This window comes from Pseudomonas sp. HMSC076A11 (assembly GCF_001810205.1).
GTDB lineage: Bacteria > Pseudomonadota > Gammaproteobacteria > Pseudomonadales > Pseudomonadaceae > Pseudomonas > Pseudomonas aeruginosa.
The window spans coordinates 203,008-222,421 of record NZ_KV800319.1 but is presented as its reverse complement, the minus strand read 5'-3'; the positions used below and the strand labels follow the sequence as shown (position 1 = coordinate 222,421).

Below are 19,414 nucleotides of genomic sequence, written 5' to 3'. Positions count from 1 at the left end.
ATGGTCATGGTCTCGCAATTCGGTAGGTGCCGTCGGCCTGGCGCTCCAGGCCCTCTTCGTGGTTGGTCTGGTCGAGGCCCAGATGGGGCGAAGCAGGAGGAGGCCCAGCGCGCTGCGCGCCGAACGGAGGCCGTTGGTTTCGCACCCAGTTGCGCCAGGTCGCGAACCAGTCGAGCTTCGTCGCGTTCTTCCCGGTTACGGATCGCCAGTGATCACCGAAGCTATCACCGACCCTGCGCATAGCTGCCTCGCCGAACTCCGGCCGCTCAGTCAGCGCCCAGGTCAGCCAGTCAACAGGCAAGGTCCAGTCTTCCGGTAAGCGGGAACCTCGCTTGGGCTTTTCCGCCGATTGATCATTCCCTGGCTCAGGAGAGTGGCGACGCTGTTGGGGCGCCTGCTCTTGATCTTCTTCAGGATTCAGGTAATCAGGATTCAGAGAATCAGGAATCAGGGCGTTATGGGTTGATGCATCCACAGGTTCCGGCTGCGACTGCTCTGGTGTTTTAACTGTTAAAGCACTGTTATTTGCATCCGCGCATGCGCCAGTTTCCGCATGCACCAACCGTTGCTTACCGGGAACAACCTTCCCCCGCGCGCGCTCGTTCACAGTGAGATAACCGTTACAGTCGGGTAACTCACTGTCCTTTTCAGTGCTATGCGGGGACTGGTGGCGAGTGAAGTTCGGCAGCGAGATCACCGAGAAACCTGTGGCCTGGTAGCGCTCAATAAATCCCTTCCCTTGCAGGTTGGTCAGGCCGATCTCCACGTCATAGCTATCCCCGGGGAACAGTTCGATCTTGATCCGGCGTGGCCGGTCCTCCAGTCGCCCCTCTCGGTCTGCCAAGCACCACAAACCAATGAACAACAAGCGGTCGAATGGCTCTAGGTCGGCCAGATCCTCATTTTTGAAGAACGAGGGTTTGATGTTCCGTGCGCGAGCCATTACTCCCCCCCCTAACTAGGTCTGGCAGTTGCCCCCGCTGGACGCCCTTCAGCCTGGCGGCAAGAACGCTCAACGCAAGTGACGCCTCACCCAGTTGGTGATAGGCCTCGTCGAGCTCGGATCGGCTTGCCCCCAGGTACGAAAAGGTCTCAAACACCATGGCAACATCCATCCAGCAGCGAAAAGCCAAGGTGTCACTGGACATAGCCTCCAACTGACTGATCGTCGGCGGTTGAACAGGCAGATGAACTACGTTGTTCATATGTCGAGCTCCTCAGTCACACGCCTTACAAAGGCATCATAGGATTCCGCCATGACTAGCCCCTGCTCCTCGAGACATTCACGGGACGCTTTGGCGTGTCCGTAGAGCACCCAGCGCTCACGCTCAGGCAGGTCGCGGAATTGGCGGTATGAAGGCCAGGGCCCGGCGATCACCGGGCGGCCGTCGTGACTGGGGAGACTTAGCCCGGGGCGAGTCTTGGCGACACTCATGTCTTGCCCTCCCTCTCCAGGCGCGGCACCAAGGTCCGCAGCTTGCACTTGTAGTCAACCACCGCCTCGGCGAACTGAATAAGATGCGACTGCTCGTCGGTTAGCTTGATCATGCTTGTGCTCCAGAAGCGCCGAAGAGGAACGTCAGATCGATGCCGTAAACGGCCAGCCATGCAGCTGCCGGCCATGCCTTGACCTTCCCATAACGCCGGTCAGGAACGTCCTCAGGCTGAATGCCATAGGTCTGGCACCACTTGCGCAGGGGGACGTAAGCATTGATGGGGAATTTCTCGCCAGCAGCGATCTCGACAGCCGTGACAGTGGCGAAACGAGTGCCGTGTCCCAGTTCGTCGTTCAGGCGCTGGACCTGGCGCACTGCCGAGGAAGCCTTGGCCATCGCCTGAGCCTCTCGGCGGCTGCCGATTTGCGCCTTGGTCTTGACAGCGTGGTCGCGCTCGGCGGCGAGCTGCTGGCATTCCTCTGCCAGGTCAGCGGCGAGGCGCAGTGCCTCGGGGAGGGTTTGTGGAATAGCTGGTTGGGCTACCTGTTCTTCGAGCTCATGTAGGCGGCGGATCACTTTGTGCCGCAGAGGGATGCTATAGCCGGTGACCAGGGTTTCAGTCAGCTCGCGGTCGAGGTGGAAACTCTCCGTGTAACCACGGCTGTCCTTGTCCTCCCGGACATGGCCCAAAACTGGACCATCTTTTTCCAGCGCATCAAGCATTTCCCGGATGTCACGGATCACGTGCTTGTGCTGCTTCCCGGTAAGCTCCGTGATCTCGCGGCTGCTCATGGTGACGGGCTGGCCGCCGATGGTGGTTAGGTTAATCATTGGCCACCTCCCCACCCTCCAAGGCAGCACGGACCAGGGCTGTAGCTGTCTCGGCCGCATGAAGCAGTAGAGCTACGCGACTACTAACGCTCGGCTCGTCGAGGATGTCGAGAAGCCCTCCTTGAATCGCGTCAAGCAGGTCGACCGCGCTGTCCAGTGCAAGGTCGGCATCAATGTCGTCCATCACGCACAGGACATTCGTTTTCTGTTCTCCCTTCGAAAGATCAACCGGCCTAGTCGCCCGGAATCTGATACCCAGTGTGGCCCTCATTGCTGAGCCTCCTTCCGCAGAGCCTCGACTGAGGCGTCAAGCAGTTCGGCAGCCAACCGAGAGCAAAGCTCGAGAGCGGCTAAATTCATCAGCTCGCCGCGCTCGGTGCACGCTTTAAGCAGATCCGAAACGCTGTGATTGATATTGCTTGCCTGCCTCAGAGCGGCTTCGATAGTCAGCGAAGGGAGGACCTCGAAAAACTCCATGGGAGGCAGCGGAGACACTTTCAACCCGAGCGAGCTCATGCTTCACCGCCTTTGTGTCGCGACACGTTTTCGTAACGTTCGGATTGGGCCGCGACACTGCAGCGGGAAGCAGAAACCAAGCTGGAACTGATGCAACTGAGCAGAGCTAGAGCCTCAAGCTCCGCAATGAAAGTCGAATTTCCATCATCAACGGCAGCGCTCAGCCGAAGTGCAAGTTGATGCACTCCGGACGAAAGGGTCTGAGCGACCTTCAAAGCCTCATCAACTTTCTGCCCCTCCCTGATGCACAAGAGGCTCTCGGCGTCGTCGAGGTTGAAGTAGATACCCCTAGCCATGGTCATGGTGTTCAGGGGTTGCGTGGTGGTGTTTTGCTGTGACATAGTTAATTCGTCCTTCGAAAGACAAATTGATAGCTAGGCAGTCGCTGCAACGACTACCGACCAAAGGCCTCGCGGAAGCGGGGCTTTTTGCTGTATGGGGACAGGACAATCCCTATCCTCCATGCATTTTGAAAAGCGCAACCCCTGGGTCAGGGCGGCTCTAATGAAGGGGCGCGAACGCGCGTATCAGATATTTTCAAGTGCAAGCTCCCATTCACTGGCGATGCTGTGCAGGTCGCCTGCACCCTTCTAGAGATATCCAAAAATCCTGCGTAAACGAAGGCCCTCAAGAGGCCCTCTCGGTGAACGCTATCGCTTGGCCACACTCAGAAGAAATGCGTTCATGGCGGAAAGGTTGGCTATTTCGACCCATGCATCTTGAAGCGTATAGCCGTTCAAGAGCCTTACCTGTTTCGTATATGACCTGACGTCCGCGGAGCGCTCGGTGAATCGTCGGCTGGCTTACTCCGATGGTGATCGCGATCTCACTCTGTGAGAGCCCTTGAGCGATAAGGGCCTCAAGCATGTTTTTGATATCCATACCGCCTCACTTACGCAAATGTATTTTTAAAATACCCTAACGCATACAATGGCGCAATACACTTTCGTAATTCGCTAAGGAGTAGATATGCAAGTCTCTGATCGCCTTAAAGAAATGCTGCGGCTGAAGGAATGGACTCCGGCGGAACTGGCCAGACGCTCGGGGGTGCCACAACCGACAGTGCACCGGATCATCACGGGCGCCTCTAGAAACCCACGAAGAGAAACCATTGATAGCTTGGCAAAGGTCCTTGGCTGTCCCCCTGAACACCTTTGGTCAGGTAAGGCTTCAGATACTCAATCCCCAGCGGAAAGGGAGTTCTACTCTGAACCAGGGCAGATAGGGCGAGTTACAGAATGGGATGACGTGGCTTCAAGCGAAGGTGATGAGGTAACCATTCCCTTCCTCCGCGAGGTTGAGTTAGTAGCAGGCCATGACGGCGCTCACTCAGCGGGCTCCGAGTCGCGTCCAGCTCTTCGCTTTAGCAAAAGCACCCTAAGACGGCATGGAGTCCAGGCACAGGAAGCACTGTGTATTGTCGTGAGGGGAAACAGTATGGAACCAGTCCTCAAGGATGGGAGCACCGTCGCGGTGGCTACTACCGAGAAAGGGGTGATCGATGGCAAGATCTATGCCCTCCTACATGATGGTTTGCTGAGAGTGAAGCTTCTGTACCGCCTTCCTGGTGGCGGGATTAGGCTCCGCAGTTTCAACCGAGACGAGCATCCGGATGAGGAATACACTCCGTCCGAAATGGCAAGCCAGGAACTCTCGATCATCGGAAGGGTGTTCTGGTTCGCGTCATTCATCTAAAAATACATAAGAGTATTTTTCAATAGATTAACCCCTTACACCATCGTTAGCGTAAGGCGTCTTGAAAAGTGATGTGATCCCCGTCAGACACATGAATGCTAGTAAGGAGGTCTTGCCCGTGAGAGGTAGAGACAACAGTGTACTTAGCGGGCAATATAGCTGCCAAAAATATCGGAAAGTTGATGAGCTTCGTATTCACATGGTTACCGAAATTTTGATGAGCCCCGAAAAATGCTTCCTCAAGAAGCTATCCAATTAGGAAAGCGCCACCAACAGTTACTATTCAAGCGAAGTAGCGATCCTGACAATACTCAGCACAACTTCTCAGAGCAGAGCATAGTCTATTCAAATCGACGATCCCACTTAATTTCAAGAGGCGAATCAAACCACCCTGCCTCACATATACGAAACCGTTCGCTAGAATTCCTATCAACTAGGAAAAGTAAGGCCTGCTGCGCCTCGAGATAAGTCCTGAACGGGCCACAGACACCATATGGGAAACATTCCCCTCCCTCAATCTGAATACAGAAATATAAGACACACTCATCAGCGACAAAGCTCATATCTTCACGTCCGCCTGTAAGAGAAGTATGGGGCACTATTACATATTCCACCATAGACATTCTCAGCATCCATCAAGCAACCTCACCGCGACTTTCGGCAATGCGTGCGTCACACCACGCGTGTATCTCAGCCTCAATCCAAACGACGGACCTTGGCCCTAGGGTTACTTGACCAGGGAAGGATCCAGCCGCTATACGACGGTAAATCTCAGAGCACGAAAGGCCTGTGATTTCTTCTACAACGCGTCGCTTAATAAAACGACTAACAGGTTGGACCCTACTGAGTGTGCTTGCCATCGTCTGCGCCCTCCGGGGCAATACTGGTAACAACGATGACTATGCTAAGCGATGACGCCTCGAGGGGCATTGCAACTGCAAACCCTAGTTTTGCAATTGCAAAATTTAGGATCAATCAGATTGGGGGGCGTTACTTCCGTGCATGTCTAGCGCTTTAGACCTGGCCTCTTTGCTAGCCTCTTTCGCAGCCACTTTGGCAGCCGCAAACGCTGCGTTAACATTTCGTTTACCCGCTCCGTACCAACCTTTAATGGCAATAGCATCCGCGGCACTACCTTGAGTATAGTTAGGACGGTTTCGGTCCAGCAGCAGCTCAAGCAGCCCAGCTATAACCAAGAGATCTGTTGAGTTTGAAACGCTATCCTTTGACGTTTTGACACTTTTGAGAAACGCCGCCACTTCTTTGAGTGGACGCTGTAGATCTGCAAAATCCGCCGCTACTTTCCCAACAGCAGTTGCTGCTGCAGCTTGTGCTGATTCTAACTTTTCTTCCGCGGCCAGACGAGCTATACGTTCGGCACCTCTCGCTTCCCGCTCGGCGTCTAAGTCCGCTTCAGAAAGAGCCAATCGCCCCGAGAGAGTGGCATTCTCTGCCTCGAGTCGTCGAGCTTTACGTTGCCACTCATCAAGCCGCTCGGCTGCACTTCGTTCGCCTTCCTGACGCTGCTGAGCCTGACGCAGCTTGAGATAGCCGGGCTCACTACCGGAAGGAGGAGGTAACTGGCTGTCATGATGAACTTTTGGCGAAGCGTTAACAGCCATAATGGCCGCCTGAGAGTCATTAGCTGGAACGGCAAATCCCGCTACCTGTAAGGCCCGCTCTGTCGCCTCTACAGCCAAGCTATTCATCCACTGGCGCCAGACGGACACAGCAGAAATGGGCGCAATACCGGCCTTTGTGATGATGTTTTGGGGTGGCTTTCCTTGGCTGGCACTATCGAAGTAATCAGCAAGCGCACCAATCGTAACGGTGCCACCGTTGGAAGTAGGAGATATCAGGAGAGTTGAAACAAATGCCTCCTGAATAGGTTGATCGACAGGTGACATCGAGCGAAGCAGGCCGGCCACCTCACCGGCTAACAAGCGCGGGTTGATCGGGTGCTCCTCAGTCCATTCGGTGATAATTCGATCCAGCGGAATGCGCCCGAAACGCGATTGCATCCTGCCCCCTGCTTCATCTGCAAAAGTAATGGATAAATCCACAGTAATGGCCCAATGTTAGCGGCCAATGGTAGCGGAGCAAAGGGGAATCGTCGGGAATGGTTGGGAATACACTTGGACTTCTCGCGAACAGGTCAAGGCATGCCACCGCCGTAGGGGTGGACGTGTATGGCACTGGCCTTCGGAATCTCTTCCCGGACAAGCCAAAGCTGCCTTCCTCTTCTCGGAGGTGTAACCCACTCAACCAGTGCCGGCATGTTTCGTCACAAGGAGGTACGCAATGGAGCCAGAAATCATCCACGTCCCCCAGCTTGCTCAGCTTCTGGGCCGCACAGAATCATCAATCAGAAGCGCAATTCAGTCTCGCCCTGACTGGCTGCCGCCGTTCTTCAAACAGGGCACTAGGGTGTGCTGGAGGCTGGAGACGGTGAGAGAGTTCCTACGCGAATATGAGGCGGGAGAGCATAAGCCTCCGAAGGTCGGCAGGCCACGGCAGGAACCGCCACGACCAGTAGGGACGGAAATGATCCAAGCAGAGGGAGGAGTAATGCCAATCGAGTTTCTATCGCACGAGGAGGTCTGCGAACTGACGGGGGCCAAAACGAAGGCCGGTCAGATCGAGAACCTCCGCAGAAATGGGGTGCGTCACACTATCAAGCAAAACGGCTGGCCGGCAGTAACGGTTTATGCCGTCACGGGCACTCCACAGGTAGAAGAAGCGCGACCGAGGTGGGTGTCGAACAAAGCTTGTTAGGGTGTTCGCAGCCTTGACCAGGAGATAAACCGCTGCCCTACCAGTCAGTTGACGGCAAGCCGGATGATATCACCCTGCTACAATCCCTTCGCTAGGCTACTGGAGAAGGTGATGAAACGGACATTGCTTTAGCATCGGCGCTGTTCTTGTTCGGTTGCTCTACCGGCCCGATATGGCAAGCGACTAGCACAACCGATGAATTCACTGACAAAACGACCATGATGGTCACAACTGGCGACTTCTCTACATCCAACTCAGTGATCACCAGGTCAGTGCACTACTATCCCGTCGTGCGTAAAGAAGGCGAGGAAATCTATGTAGGGCTCATGTCCGGCGGCCGTTACAAGATACCTGTAGGTACCGTTCAACTCCGAGTCGACCAGAATGAGGCTTGGACCATTACTCCTCAAGAAACCCCGGTCAGCATGATGCCGGAAGCTCCTCAATACTCTATGAATCTCCCTCCTGACCAAGCTGAGATCGTAAAAAATGCTCAAGCACAGGTTATGACGAGCATGGCCCAAGCGATGAGCCCCTATACCGTAACTAGCGGCGACAAGGCTAAGAAGATCCTGAAGCAAATGCTCTCAGGAACTACGCTGAAATACCGAACGGTAGGCATCAATCAGGCAGCCTCGACCACGGGTGAAGTGCTCATCGATCCATCGCTAGCAGAGTCACTAAAGCGAATCGGGATCAGCCCATCCTCGCTGTAGGTCATAGGACAGTACGTGGGTAGTCGTCTTGGAGGACGAGTATGGATAAGAGGAACTGGCTCGAACGGTTAGGCCAAGTCGATGCGAATAGCCGCACTTACGGTACAAAGGTGATGATTCTGCACCTTTCAGCATTGAAGCCAGGCACACAGCCCTCTCATGCTCAACGCCACGGCAAATTGTTCACCACCGATGAGGTTAGGCAATGGCTGGAGACCACAGATTTCACTGATGGCTGCAGATGCACCTTCGCTGAGGTGCTCATGGACGACGGCGGTAATCCACTAGTACCGGCAATCATTGATCGGGCTCGCAGAAACTACGAGGTCATGAAGGCTAAAGGAAAAGGCGGCTGGACAAGCTCTAAGCTGAAACGAAAGTCCGTTTGGCGGCGGGGCTATGATGGCGACAGGAAGCATGCAGGGAAAGACGGCGCTGTATCGAGTTCAGCGCCGGGGTGAGGCGCTCATCCGCTCAGTACTGAGCCGGGAGGGAAGGGATCTCAGAAACGAAAAGCCCCGCGGGTGCGGGGCTCAGCTGTTGGTAAAAACGAAGTACTCAGGCTTAGGCATGTGCATTGGATCGTGGAAGCCATAATCCACCAACCGAATTTCCTTATTCCCCGGGAACCGTTGGAAATGCACCACCCAATCGGATGTCTTATAGCTAATGAATTGATTCCGAGCCGCCTGGTAATAGGGGATTCCGATGTGGTAATGCCACAAGTAGTTATCGATCGCGAACTGGCGCTTGGCGTGATAATCGGGATCAACCCCAGGCACGTTAGACGTTCGCGCAAGCTTGCCTTCGAGGTTCACCAATCCGTGCACTTGGCAGTGGACGATGAATTCCGCAATCAGCTGCTGATCCTGCCGAGGGAAATTCGCATAAAGCCGTTTGAAGTGGTCACTCAGTTGGACGATCAGTGACATTTTTTCCCGACTGCTCGCAAATCCATTTTACGACCTCGTCGGCAGTGAGGCCGCTGGGAACGACAACGTGTCCGCTTTGTACGGATGCGCGCATGCGATGAATGTCAAAGGTGACATCTTCGTTGCTGAGTCGTTCACGCTGGGGCATACGGCCTACGAACTGATAATGCATGATCTGGACCCTCAATGGGTTCCTGACTCCTTTCCTAAGGCCAAAATCTAGGCCTCTCCATGTCAGACACCTCAGCTTGTCTGAGGTTCTGGACGTGGGCGCGAGATTGTACACGCGTCACCACCTGTATAGCTACTATACAGTTCAACTGCAATGGTGGATGCCTGTACAGCAAGTCATCGCAGCACCAGCCACGCCGCAACCGTGACGGAGATCAAGATCACGATCAGCCATCCGCCGACCCAGGATTCGGCGCCGCGGTCGGCTGTCCGCTTGCCTTTGGATATAGCTTCGAAGCAGATAGTCCGCTGCCGGGAATGCCAGCGGTCACCCGGGGCCTTTCTTGCTCAGGTTAGCGGTGAGCCCCTTCTTGCCAATCGAAGTACTCACGCCGCTCTTACTGACGTTGGCAGTGAGCCCCTTACCACCAACAGACGTACTCACCCCACTTTTGCTGATGTTCAGGCGGACGCCTGGGACTACCTTGATTGACTTCCTAAACCTGATTGCCATTGCAGACCCCTTTGCACCTACCGACGGCTATCACCTGTAGCCAACTGCGCGCTGCTGAGCGTAGCTCACATTGGTGTCCCTATCCGATATGGTGAGACATTGCCCAACGAAGACTCTAGTCAAACGGCCTGAGACAAGGCTTCTGTAGATATACGGGCGCGGCTCAATCTGTAGGAGTCGCAACCACTCCAGCAAAGTGAGCCTGGCGATCGAGCAACTTTCGACATGGGGGTATGAATGGGGGTATTACAAAAACATAAATATATTTATACCTTTATTTTCAAATAGATATAAATCTAATTTAAGTCCCTCCCGAGCACCATCCTGACTTCCCAAGCGTTTCCAGGGGAGCACAGGACAGCAGAGAAACCGGCCTTCGCGCCGGTTTTTTGTTGTCCGCGATCTGGCTGATCCGGCCTGCAAATAAAAAAAGGCAGCGCTGGAGTCGAGACGCTGCCTTTTACCCGAGCTGCTGTCTTCCCAGCTCGGCGAAAAAAATCTACCACAGCCGACGCCAAAAAGAAGCCCCGCGGATGCGGGCTTCTTGTCGCGCCAGGGGCGGTTTGCACCTGTTCGGTCTGCGAGTCTTTTGCTCATCCGTGACGAATAAGCTGGCAGCTCGCCCCTGGCGCGGGACTTTCAGCCGCTAGCCTCGGTCCGCCGGAAGTGCGACGACGGAAGCCCCCTGCCCTTCCTGCACAGTCAGGCTGGAAAGCAGACTCTCCAGCGGCATCGGCCGGCCGATCAGGTAGCCCTGCAGGTAATCCACCCCGCGGGCGGCCAGGTAGTCACGCTGCTCGGGGGTCTCCACGCCTTCGGCGACGATATCCAGGTCGAGCTTGGCGGACAGCTCGACGATGCTGTCGAGAATATGCCCGGAAAGAGTATCGATGCCGATGCGGGCGACGAAGCTCTGGTCGATCTTCAGGCAGTCCACCTGGAACTTGCGCAGGTAGGCCAGGCTGGAATGTCCGGTGCCGAAATCGTCGATGGCGATCTTCACTCCCAGGGCATGCAATTCGTCGAACAGGCGGTCGGTGACTTCGCTCGACTCGATCAGCTCGCGCTCGGTCAGCTCCAGGACCAGGGTGATGTGCCCGGGCGGAAACGCCGCCAACAGCTCGCGACAGTCGTCCACCAAGGCCAGATCGTGGCAATGGGTGGCGCTGATGTTGAAACCGATGTGGAAGCCCGGCTCCAGCTTCCCGGCATGCCCGCCGAGGTCTTCCGCGACCTGGCGCATCAGCGCGCGCGTCATCGGTACGATCAGTCCCGAGCGCTCGGCGAAAGGTATGAACAGGTCGGGCCGGATCAGTCCCTCGCGCGGATGACGCCAGCGCATGAGCACCTCGACGCCTATCCAGCGTCCACCCTGGCCGAGACTCAGCGGCTGGTAGTAGGGAATGAACTCGTTGGCCTCCAGGGCCCGGCGCAGTTCGCTGCTGGGCGAGGCGACCCGCCTGGATAGCCAGTAGCACAGAGTGCCGGCCAGCAGTCCGAAGAACAGTAGCAGGCCGAACATCGCCGGGTTCTGCGAGCGGATCGATCGCCATTCCTCGCCCTCGGGGAAGCCCGACAGCACCCGCAACGGATAACGCTGCGAAGCGAGCGATACGGCGGCGACCTCATAGGTGGGCGGCGCGTCGCGGTGAGTGCGGCCCTCGGCATCCAGCCAATTGGGACCGACCACCAGCACCTGGCGGCTGCGTCGGTCAACGAGGTCCAGTACGTAGCTCAAGTAGCGCCCGTCGATCGCCGCCAATACCCCGCGCTTGCCGTCGAAGTCCCGCAGGACCAGCAGCGCGGCGTCCGGCGTGACCTGGTTGCCGGGCATCAGCAGGAGGCGTCCGTCGACATAGTTCTCGATCCGCACCGGCTCGTCGAAGCCGCCGAACAACGACGTGCAATAGATCGTATTGTCGCGCGTCAAATTGACCGAGCGCACGAACGGCATGATCGCCACTTGCTCGCGCAGCGCCAGCTCGGCCTCGGGACAAGGACGCCCCGCCACCGGCATGACCTTGCGCGCCGCCAACGCAGCGTTGTCGAGCATCCGTTCGAACTGCCGCACCGCATTCCCGGCTGCCTGCTCGGACGTCTCCTGGAGGCTTCGCTCGGCCTGCCAGTAGAGGATGAGCAGCCCCAGGACGATCGGCATCACCCCGACCAGCACGGACAACGACAGCCGGAGCGCCTTTCTCCTGGCTCGCTTCACCGGAATCGGCATAGAAAAGACTCGTAATGATTGGGGTCTGCGCAAAGACTAGAACAGCCGGGGAAAAGCGTTGCCCGGGTGGGCGGCGCAAGCTGCGGATGGACGTATAATCCCCGGCTTTGCCCCGCACGGAACACGCCGATGCCGAAACACATGCTTTCTCCCCAGGGCGTCTATGCCCCTGCCGGTCTGATCCGCCGCCTGGCGGCGATGTTCTATGACTTCCTGCTCTGCGTGGCGCTGATGATGGTGGTCACCCTGGTCTACCAGCAAGGCATCCTTCGACTGATCTACGGCAGCGACCATCTGCGCGAACTGGCCGACCGCGGCGCGCTGATCGGCGACCCGCTGCTCTCGACCTTGCTGGTGTTCGCCCTGTTCGGCTTCTTCGCCAAATTCTGGACCCACAACGGCCAGACCCTGGGCATGCAGGTCTGGGGACTGCGCGTGCAGAACCGCGACGGCAGCGCCATCAGCCTGCTCCAGGCGCTGCTGCGCTTCATGATCGCCATCGCCTCCTGGCTGTGCCTCGGCCTCGGCTTCCTCTGGATGCTCTGGGACAAGGACAAGCGTACCTGGCACGACCGCTATTCGGAGAGCCAGGTGGTCAGGCTGCCGAAGAACACTCACAAGAAGTGAGCGAAACAGGTCCGCAGAACGCGCTGTTTTGGCCTTTGTCGCGCCGACGGCCAGGCTCCAGCCCGACGCGACAAGGAAGCACAAAGACCACCCGTGGGTGGCCTTTTTTCATACCCGGCCTGCCGGGCCTGTCAGCCCGCCCGGCGTAGCAGCCAGACACCCGCCAGTGCGCAGATCGAGGCGGGGATCACCACCGCCAGCAGCGGCGGGAAGTCGAACACCAGGCTGGAGGGTCCGAGCAGGTCCTGGGCGATGCGGAAGACGAAGCCCACCAGCACGCCGGTGAAGATCCGCTGGCCCAGGGTCACCGAGCGCAACGGACCGAAGATGAAGGAAATCGCCATCAGCACCAGCGCGGCGGTCACCAGCGGTTGCAGGACCTTGGTCCAGAACGCCAGCCAGTAGCGGTTGTTGTTCAGGCCCTGGTCGGCGAGATAGTGGATGTACTGCCAGAGACCGCTGATAGACAGCGCCTCGGGCTCCATCACCACAGTGTTCAGCAGTTGCGGGCTGAGCTGGGCATCCCAGCGTTCGGTCGGTAGCTTGACCACCTCGGAACGCTTTTCCCTCGGATGCAGCAAGGTGGTGGTGACCTCTTCCAGTTGCCAGTGATCGGTCTCGAAGCGCGCGCGCTTGGCGAAACTGGCCGATTCCAGGCCACGCTGCTCGTCGAAGCGGTAGCGGGTCACGCCGTACAGCACGCCATTGGGCTGCACCGCGTTGATGTGGATGTACTCGCGCCCCTGGCGATGCCACAGACCGCGCTTGGAGCTTTGCGAATCGCCGCCGCCCTGGGCCAGGGCGCGGCCGCTCTGGGCGATGTTCTCGGTCCAGGGCGCGACGTACTCGCCAACCAGGATGCCGGCCAGCATCAGCACCAGCATCGGTTTCATCACCGCCCAGACGATCCGCGACAGGGATACCCCGGCCGCGCGCATGATGGTCAGTTCGCTGTTGCTGGCCAGGGTGCCGAGGCCGACCAGGCAGCCGATCAGCGCCGCCATCGGCAGCATGTCGTAGGCGCGCCGTGGCGCGGTGAGGAAGATGAAGCGCAGGGCGTCGCCGATGCCGTAGCTGGCGCTGATGTCGTTGAGTTCGTCGATGAAGGCGAACAGCAGCGCCAGGCCGAGGATCACCCCGAGCACCGCGAGGATCGCGACGAAGACGGTGACACCGATGTAACGATCGAGCTTAACCATGCGCCACCTCGCGACCGGCACGGGAGGACGCCAGCTTCAGGCGCAAGGGTTCCCAGTAGAACAGAAGAAGACCGATCGCCAGGAATAGTCCGTGGACCCACCACAGGCCGATGGCCATGGGGATCTTGCCTTTGTCCAGCTGGCCACGGACAGCGATCAGCAGGGCCAGGTAGCCCATATAAAGGAGGATCGCCGGCAGCAGCTTGAGGAAGCGCCCCTGGCGTGGGTTGACCCGCGACAGCGGCACCGCCAGCAGGGTCACCACGAATACCAGCAGCGGTGTCGACAGGCGCCACTGCAATTCGGCCTGGTAGCGTGGGTTGTCGCTGCCGAACAGGTCGGCGGTGGGCACCGCGTCACGCTCGCTCACCTCGCTGCTGGCCTCGGGCTTGGGCAGCATCACGCCATAGGTGTCGTACTGGATCGCCCGGTAGTTGGCCTGCCCGGGATTGCCGTCGTAGCGGTAGCCGTTGTGCAGGATCAGGTAACGGCTGCCATCCGCCTGGATGTTCTGGGTGCCCTTCTCCGCCACCAGGATGGAGATGCCGCGTTCCTGGTTGCTGCTGTTGAGGTCCTTCTGCGAAATGAAGATGCCGGCCAGTTCGCCGCGATCCTTCGACAGTTCCTCGGTATAGGTCACCCGGGTACCGTCGCGCATTGCCTGGAAACGGCCCGGGACCAGGGTGTCGAACTCGGTCAGGGTATCCTGCTTGTTCAACAGCAGGGCGAACTGGTTGATGCCCTGGGGCGCCAGGAACAGGCTCAGCCAGGCCACCAGGATCGCCACCAGCAGCGCCGGGGCCATGGTATAGCCGAGCAGGCGCTTCTGACTCATGCCGGTCGCCGAGAGCACGGTCATCTCGCTTTCCAGATAGAGTCGCCCGTAGGCCAGCAGGATGCCGAGGAACAGGCCAAGCGGCAGGATCAGCTGCAGGAAGCCGGGAATCCGGAACGCCATGATCAGGAACAGCGAACCGGGGTCGAGCAACCCCTGCGCCGCTTGCGCCAGGTACTTGATGAAACGGCCACTCATGATGATCACCAGCAGCACGGCGCTGACGGCGCTCATGGTGACCAGCACTTCACGGGACAAATAACGGAAAACGATCAATCCGGACACTCCTGGGTTGCCAGGCTCTGACGGGGCCCGTCGGCCCCGTCATCACGCGTTTCCGGCCATGGCGGCATGGCGCGGAGAAAATAGCCGGCATTATCCTGCGATTCGGCGGGCCTGTCACTGCGCAGGCCGAACCAAGAGCCCGATAGACCGTCGAGGCGAACGCTCGTTCAGCGCTTGCCGATTTATTCGACGACTGTCGCTGGCTGCTCGCCGCCCTCTCCGAGATGACGGACGAACCAGTCTGCCGCAGCCTGGCTGGTGGCGTCGAAATGCTCGATGTACGGCGTGAAATGGCCGCCGGCGAGCATCAGCAGCCGCTTGGGCGGCAACGCCCGCTGGTAGGCCTCCAGGCAAAGGTCCGTGGGCGTAAGCAGGTCCCGGTCGGCGACGATCATCAGCAGCGGCGTGGGGCTGATCCGCCCAATGTGAATGCCCGGCTCGTTCTCTCGCGCCAGCTCGGCGCTACGCAGGGTCACCCGGTTGCACCAGTTCGGTGCCAGCGCCGCGCTGTCGGTGAAGAACCGGTGGGCGTCCGCGCCGGCCATCGCGCAAGGCTCGTCGGGGCTCGCGGCGACCGCCGGCAACAGCGCCGGCGGCAAGCCCTCGAAGCGCCGCTGGCGGTCCGCGTCGAAGCTTGCCAGCAATGCCGGCAACTGCTCGGCGCGGGTCCGGCGCAACGCCGAGGCATGGCCACTGACGGTCGGCACCTGCGCCACCACGCATTTCACCCGCCGATCCAGTGCGGCCACTTCCAGCACATGTCCGCCGCTGTAGCTGGTTCCCCAGATGCCGATGCGCCTCGCGTCGACCCGTGCCTGGGCGCCCAACCAGGTGATCGCGTCGCGATAGCCGCGACGCTGCATCACCGGATCGATTTCCTGGCGCGGCTCGCCGTCGCTGTCGCCGAAGTTCGGATGATCGTAGAGGAGCACGACGAAGCCGGCGGCGGCGAATACCTCGGCGTAACGGCCCAGGTACTGCTCCTTCACCCCGGAAAAACCGTGCGTCATGACGATCGCCGGCCGCTCGGCACGCGCTTCCGGCAAATACAGCCAGCCGCGCAGGGCGACACCCTCGGAGCGGAATTCCACGTTCAGTCGTTGCATGCTTGCCTCCCGGGGCGGTCGTCTGGAAACGGGCCCAGCATAGGAATCCTGCCGCGTCGACGCCGTCCGCCAACGGACGAAGGCTACGCCGAATCGGACAAGGCGAAGTAGCGGCTCGGCGTGCTCCCGGTCAGGCGTCGGAACATGGCACTGAATGCGCTGGGCGTCTGGTAGCCGAGATCCACGGCGATCCGCGCCACCGCTTCGCCAGCCGCCAGGCGTGGCAGGGCGGCGGCCAGGCGCACCTGGTGGCGCCAATGGACGAAGGTCACTCCCAGTTCGGAGAGAAACAGCCGTGCCAGGGTCCGCGAGGACGCCCCCACGCAGCGCGCCCACTCCTCCAGCCCGCGAGGGTCGGCCGGGTTCTCCAGCAGCGCCTGGCAGATTCTTCCCAGGCGTCGGTCTGCGGGGTCGGGCAAGGCCAGGGGCTGTTCCCGCGACCACTCCAGTTCGTCCAGCAGCACCGCCATCAACCGCCCCTCCCGGCCGCGCTCGTCGTACAACAACGGCAGGCCGGCGGCGCGCACGATCAACTCGCGCAACAATGGGCTGACCATCACTCCGCGCGGCACCCGGGGGAATTCCGGCGGGCAGGACTGCGGCCGGACATAGACAGTGTGCAAGCGGACCTCGCCGCGCGCCAGCATCGCGTGCGCCATCCCCGCCGGCATCCATACCGCGCGCTGCGGCGGGACCAGCCATAGCGTGCGACCGACATGCAGTTCGATCACGCCCGACAGGGCATGGATCAACTGCGCCCGCTCGTGCCGGTGCTCGGCGACCACGAACCCCGCCGGAAAGGTCTTGGCCATGACCCCGAGCGGCCGGCCGACTCGCTGGTAATCGCGTGGGTCGGTACTCCGGGCGGGATCCGCGACTGGTTTGCTGGCGGGCACGGTGCGACTCCTGCGGAACGAAACGTTCATTATAGGGACGCGGCATGGCCGCGGGTTCCCATGCGTACACAGTCGTGCCAGACACGCCGCAGTTGTGCGACCATGTGCGGCAACGGCCGGGAGGCACCGCCAACCCGGCTCCGGCGCTGTAGAACCTCGGTTGCCATCCTCGGCATGGAACGACCCCCGCCGCAACGACTAAGCTGTCGCTGCCTGCGTCACCGCCCCGGCGGCGACCGTCAGTCCTCGGGACGAATCGTGCTCGGAACAATCGCTTACCGCTAACGGATGCCGCCCCTTGCGCCATCCCGACTGTCTGTATTGGGGACCTCTTCCATGGAATTCCTTGTTAAAAGCGTACGCCCGGAAACCCTGAAAACCGCCACCCTGGTGCTCGCCGTAGGCGAAGGCCGCAAGCTCGGCGCCAGCGCCAAGGCGGTCGACGACGCCACCGGCGGCGCCATCAGCGCAGTGCTCAAGCGTGGCGACCTGGCCGGCAAGGTCGGCCAGACCCTGCTCCTGCAGAGCCTGCCCAATCTCAAGGCCGAGCGCGTGCTGCTGGTCGGCGCCGGCAAGGAGCGCGAACTGGGCGACCGCCAGTACCGCAAGCTGGCCTCCGCCGTGCTGTCGACCCTCAAGGGCCTGGCCGGCGCCGATGCCGCGCTGGCCCTCGGCGATCTCGCGGTGAAAGGCCGCGATGCCCACGCGAAGGCGCGTCTGCTGGTGGAAACCCTGGCCGATGGCCTGTACGTGTTCGATCGCTACAAGAGCCAGAAAGCCGAGCCGCTGAAACTGAAGAAGCTGACCCTGCTCGCCGACAAGGCCGACAGCGCCGCCGTCGAGCAAGGCAGCAAGGAAGCTCAGGCCATCGCCAATGGCATGGCCCTGACCCGCGATCTCGGTAACCTGCCGCCGAACGTCTGCCATCCGACGTTCCTCGGCGAGCAGGCCAAGGGCCTGGCCAAGGAGTTCAAGGGCCTGAAGGTCGAGGTCCTCGACGAGAAGAAACTGCGCGAGCTGGGCATGGGCTCGTTCCTCGCCGTCGCCCAGGGCAGCGACCAGCCGCCGCGGCTGATCGTCCTGCAATACAACGGCGCGAAGAAGGACCAGGCCCCGCACGTGCTGGTCGGCAAGGGCATCCCCTTCGACACCGGCGGCATCAGCCTCAAGCCGGGCCTGGGCATGGACGAGATGAAGTTCGACATGTGCGGCGCCGCCAGCGTCTTCGGCACCTTCCGCGCGGTGCTCGAACTGCAGTTGCCGATCAACCTGGTCGGCCTGCTGGCCTGCGCCGAGAACATGCCCAGCGGCGGAGCCACCCGTCCGGGCGACATCGTCACCACCATGAGCGGGCAGACCGTCGAGATCCTCAACACCGACGCCGAAGGGCGCCTGGTGCTGTGCGATGCACTGACCTACGCCGAGCGCTTCAAGCCGCAGTCGGTGATCGACATCGCCACCCTCACCGGCGCCTGCATCGTCGCCCTGGGCAGCAACACCTCGGGCCTTATGGGCAACAACGAAGCGCTGGTCAGGCAACTGCTCAAGGCCGGCGAGTTCGCCGACGACCGCGCCTGGCAATTGCCGCTGTTCGACGAATACCAGGAACAGCTGGACAGCCCGTTCGCCGACATCGCCAACATCGGCGGGCCGAAGGCCGGCACCATCACCGCCGGCTGCTTCCTCTCGCGCTTCGCCAAGAAATACCACTGGGCGCACCTGGACATCGCCGGCACCGCCTGGATCAGCGGCGGCAAGGACAAAGGCGCCACCGGCCGCCCGGTTCCGTTGTTGACCCAGTACCTGCTGGAACGGGCCAAGTGACCCGGGTCGATTTCTACGTGATCCCCAGCGCCGATCCGTCGGCGCGCCTGCAGGTCGCCTGCCGCCTGGCCGAGAAGGCCTGGCGGCAGGGCATGCAGGTCTACCTGCATTGCGCCGACGAGGCGCAGCGCAGCGAGTTGGACGGCCGCCTGTGGAGCTTCCGCGGCGAGGCCTTCATTCCTCACAGCCTGGCCGAGGAAGACGCCGAGGCGCCCGTCGCCCTGGGCCTGGGCGAGCCCCCGGGGAACCATCGCGACCTGCTGATCAACCTGACCCTCGAGGCCCCCGGCTTCGTCCCGAACTTTTCGCGGGTGGCCGAACTGGTGGTCGAGGAGCCGGCGATCCGCCAGGCGGCACGGGATAAATTCCGCTTCTACCGGGAGCAGGGCTATCCTCTACAGGACCATCGCCTGCCGCGTATCTGAAGTGCACGACCATGGACAGCCACAAACCGACACAACCCCCGGAGCAGTTGCTCGATGACCTGGAGTCGATCCACGACCTGCTCTACGAACGGAACGAGCCGCCCTTGCTGACCGAATCCTTCGAGCCGGACAACATTCCCCTGCTCTCCGACGTCGTCTCCCCCGGTACCGCCCCGCGCGCGCCAGAGCCGCAGACCGCGGCACCCACCACGGCAGGGCTGGCGCCCGCCGAACAGGAGCGCCTGGACGACGAGTTGCGAGCGTCCGCCGAACTGATCCTGCAGGAAGTCATCGACGACTTCGCCCCGCAGATCGAAGCCGAACTGCGCCGCCGCCTGCAAGCCCGCCTGGGTCGCCTGCTCGGCCAACGCAACGGCTGATCCGGACGCGGCGGGCGCCCGCCG

The 19,414-nt window shown here is 60.3% G+C and carries 24 protein-coding genes; 8 read left to right on the top strand and 16 right to left on the bottom strand.

All coding sequences use genetic code 11. The features are described 5' to 3' along the window. Window positions 1-4: 4 nt before the first annotated feature. The 7 genes from HMPREF2716_RS29240 to HMPREF2716_RS25390 form a co-directional block, all read right to left on the bottom strand. Window positions 5-943 (bottom strand): hypothetical protein, encoded by a 939-nt coding sequence (locus HMPREF2716_RS29240; RefSeq protein ID WP_023120254.1) that lies wholly within the window; start codon window positions 941-943, stop codon window positions 5-7. Next, window positions 900-1,205, bottom strand: coding sequence for a hypothetical protein (locus HMPREF2716_RS29510; protein WP_070622043.1), 306 nt, complete (start codon window positions 1,203-1,205; stop codon window positions 900-902). The genes HMPREF2716_RS29240 and HMPREF2716_RS29510 overlap by 44 nt, the downstream gene beginning before the upstream one ends. Next, the gene (locus HMPREF2716_RS29925) at window positions 1,202-1,435 is read right to left on the bottom strand and encodes a hypothetical protein (RefSeq protein ID WP_043494838.1); all 234 of its coding nucleotides are present in this window, start codon (window positions 1,433-1,435) and stop codon (window positions 1,202-1,204) included. Before HMPREF2716_RS29925 ends, HMPREF2716_RS29510 begins: the two co-directional genes overlap by 4 nt. 109 nt (window positions 1,436-1,544) lie before the next feature. After that, window positions 1,545-2,267: a Rha family transcriptional regulator gene (locus tag HMPREF2716_RS25405; RefSeq protein WP_043494836.1), complete on the bottom strand. Its 723-nt coding sequence runs from the start codon at window positions 2,265-2,267 to the stop codon at window positions 1,545-1,547. Next, entirely contained in the window at window positions 2,260-2,538 is a 279-nt protein-coding gene (locus HMPREF2716_RS25400; RefSeq protein ID WP_023120249.1) for a hypothetical protein, read from the bottom strand. The genes HMPREF2716_RS25405 and HMPREF2716_RS25400 overlap by 8 nt, the downstream gene beginning before the upstream one ends. Then, complete coding sequence (locus HMPREF2716_RS25395) at window positions 2,535-2,783, bottom strand: hypothetical protein (RefSeq protein WP_050573016.1); 249 nt, start codon at window positions 2,781-2,783, stop codon at window positions 2,535-2,537. The genes HMPREF2716_RS25400 and HMPREF2716_RS25395 overlap by 4 nt, the downstream gene beginning before the upstream one ends. Further along, window positions 2,780-3,124 (bottom strand): hypothetical protein, encoded by a 345-nt coding sequence (locus tag HMPREF2716_RS25390; RefSeq protein ID WP_023120247.1) that lies wholly within the window; start codon window positions 3,122-3,124, stop codon window positions 2,780-2,782. Before HMPREF2716_RS25390 ends, HMPREF2716_RS25395 begins: the two co-directional genes overlap by 4 nt. Window positions 3,125-3,752: 628 nt before the next feature. Between HMPREF2716_RS25390 and HMPREF2716_RS25385 the strand changes: the two genes are divergently transcribed. Next, window positions 3,753-4,478 (top strand): XRE family transcriptional regulator, encoded by a 726-nt coding sequence (locus tag HMPREF2716_RS25385; RefSeq protein ID WP_023120246.1) that lies wholly within the window; start codon window positions 3,753-3,755, stop codon window positions 4,476-4,478. A 635-nt stretch (window positions 4,479-5,113) separates the two neighbouring features. Here the strand turns inward: HMPREF2716_RS25385 and HMPREF2716_RS29230 are convergent. Next, window positions 5,114-5,338 carry a helix-turn-helix transcriptional regulator gene (locus HMPREF2716_RS29230; RefSeq protein ID WP_031657137.1) on the bottom strand — a complete coding sequence of 75 codons (225 nt, stop codon included), beginning with the start codon at window positions 5,336-5,338 and terminating at the stop codon, window positions 5,114-5,116. Window positions 5,339-5,449: 111 nt separating this feature from the next. Next, window positions 5,450-6,499 (bottom strand): hypothetical protein, encoded by a 1,050-nt coding sequence (locus HMPREF2716_RS29500; protein ID WP_023120245.1) that lies wholly within the window; start codon window positions 6,497-6,499, stop codon window positions 5,450-5,452. A 547-nt stretch (window positions 6,500-7,046) separates the two neighbouring features. On the opposite strand from HMPREF2716_RS29500, the gene HMPREF2716_RS29220 reads away from it, so the two are divergent. The 3 genes from HMPREF2716_RS29220 (at window position 7,047) to HMPREF2716_RS29495 (ending at window position 8,430) form a co-directional block, all read left to right on the top strand. Next, on the top strand, window positions 7,047-7,253 hold the full coding sequence (locus tag HMPREF2716_RS29220) for a DUF4224 domain-containing protein (protein WP_023120244.1): 207 nt from the start codon (window positions 7,047-7,049) through the stop codon (window positions 7,251-7,253). 218 nt (window positions 7,254-7,471) lie between these two features. Beyond that, window positions 7,472-7,969 (top strand): hypothetical protein, encoded by a 498-nt coding sequence (locus tag HMPREF2716_RS25375; RefSeq protein WP_236079805.1) that lies wholly within the window; start codon window positions 7,472-7,474, stop codon window positions 7,967-7,969. 41 nt (window positions 7,970-8,010) lie between these two features. Next, window positions 8,011-8,430, top strand: a complete 420-nt coding sequence (locus tag HMPREF2716_RS29495) for a hypothetical protein (RefSeq protein ID WP_128623418.1) — start codon at window positions 8,011-8,013, stop codon at window positions 8,428-8,430. A 72-nt stretch (window positions 8,431-8,502) separates the two neighbouring features. On the opposite strand, the gene HMPREF2716_RS25370 is transcribed toward HMPREF2716_RS29495, so the two are convergent. The 3 genes from HMPREF2716_RS25370 to HMPREF2716_RS25365 all read right to left on the bottom strand — a co-directional run bounded on the left by HMPREF2716_RS25370 (window position 8,503) and on the right by HMPREF2716_RS25365 (window position 11,813). Continuing rightward, window positions 8,503-8,901 carry a hypothetical protein gene (locus HMPREF2716_RS25370; protein WP_049859420.1) on the bottom strand — a complete coding sequence of 133 codons (399 nt, stop codon included), beginning with the start codon at window positions 8,899-8,901 and terminating at the stop codon, window positions 8,503-8,505. Between the two features lie 499 nt (window positions 8,902-9,400). Continuing rightward, complete coding sequence (locus HMPREF2716_RS29915; protein WP_071534032.1) at window positions 9,401-9,586, bottom strand: DUF4236 domain-containing protein; 186 nt, start codon at window positions 9,584-9,586, stop codon at window positions 9,401-9,403. Window positions 9,587-10,232: 646 nt separating this feature from the next. Beyond that, window positions 10,233-11,813: an EAL domain-containing protein gene (locus tag HMPREF2716_RS25365; RefSeq protein WP_023517984.1), complete on the bottom strand. Its 1,581-nt coding sequence runs from the start codon at window positions 11,811-11,813 to the stop codon at window positions 10,233-10,235. A 129-nt stretch (window positions 11,814-11,942) separates the two neighbouring features. On the opposite strand from HMPREF2716_RS25365, the gene HMPREF2716_RS25360 reads away from it, so the two are divergent. Continuing rightward, the gene (locus tag HMPREF2716_RS25360; protein WP_023517985.1) at window positions 11,943-12,440 is read left to right on the top strand and encodes an RDD family protein; all 498 of its coding nucleotides are present in this window, start codon (window positions 11,943-11,945) and stop codon (window positions 12,438-12,440) included. Window positions 12,441-12,571: 131 nt separating this feature from the next. Here HMPREF2716_RS25360 and lptG read toward each other — a convergent pair whose 3' ends face one another. From lptG to HMPREF2716_RS25340, 4 genes are all read right to left on the bottom strand, one after another. After that, window positions 12,572-13,639 carry an LPS export ABC transporter permease LptG gene (lptG, locus tag HMPREF2716_RS25355; RefSeq protein ID WP_003092863.1) on the bottom strand — a complete coding sequence of 356 codons (1,068 nt, stop codon included), beginning with the start codon at window positions 13,637-13,639 and terminating at the stop codon, window positions 12,572-12,574. Then, window positions 13,632-14,750 carry an LPS export ABC transporter permease LptF gene (lptF, locus tag HMPREF2716_RS25350; RefSeq protein WP_003092864.1) on the bottom strand — a complete coding sequence of 373 codons (1,119 nt, stop codon included), beginning with the start codon at window positions 14,748-14,750 and terminating at the stop codon, window positions 13,632-13,634. The genes lptG and lptF overlap by 8 nt, the downstream gene beginning before the upstream one ends. 191 nt (window positions 14,751-14,941) lie before the next feature. Then, on the bottom strand, window positions 14,942-15,865 hold the full coding sequence (locus HMPREF2716_RS25345) for an alpha/beta hydrolase (RefSeq protein WP_023517986.1): 924 nt from the start codon (window positions 15,863-15,865) through the stop codon (window positions 14,942-14,944). A gap of 83 nt (window positions 15,866-15,948) precedes the next feature. After that, on the bottom strand, window positions 15,949-16,761 hold the full coding sequence (locus HMPREF2716_RS25340; RefSeq protein ID WP_003119285.1) for an AraC family transcriptional regulator: 813 nt from the start codon (window positions 16,759-16,761) through the stop codon (window positions 15,949-15,951). 336 nt (window positions 16,762-17,097) lie between these two features. On the opposite strand from HMPREF2716_RS25340, the gene HMPREF2716_RS25335 reads away from it, so the two are divergent. The 3 genes from HMPREF2716_RS25335 to HMPREF2716_RS25325 are packed head-to-tail and all read left to right on the top strand — an operon-like array spanning window position 17,098 to window position 19,390. After that, window positions 17,098-18,585 (top strand): leucyl aminopeptidase, encoded by a 1,488-nt coding sequence (locus HMPREF2716_RS25335; protein WP_070622041.1) that lies wholly within the window; start codon window positions 17,098-17,100, stop codon window positions 18,583-18,585. After that, window positions 18,582-19,010 carry a DNA polymerase III subunit chi gene (gene holC, locus HMPREF2716_RS25330; RefSeq protein ID WP_003100593.1) on the top strand — a complete coding sequence of 143 codons (429 nt, stop codon included), beginning with the start codon at window positions 18,582-18,584 and terminating at the stop codon, window positions 19,008-19,010. The genes HMPREF2716_RS25335 and holC overlap by 4 nt, the downstream gene beginning before the upstream one ends. Window positions 19,011-19,021: 11 nt before the next feature. After that, entirely contained in the window at window positions 19,022-19,390 is a 369-nt protein-coding gene (locus HMPREF2716_RS25325) for a hypothetical protein (RefSeq protein ID WP_003453779.1), read from the top strand. Window positions 19,391-19,414: the final 24 nt, after the last annotated feature.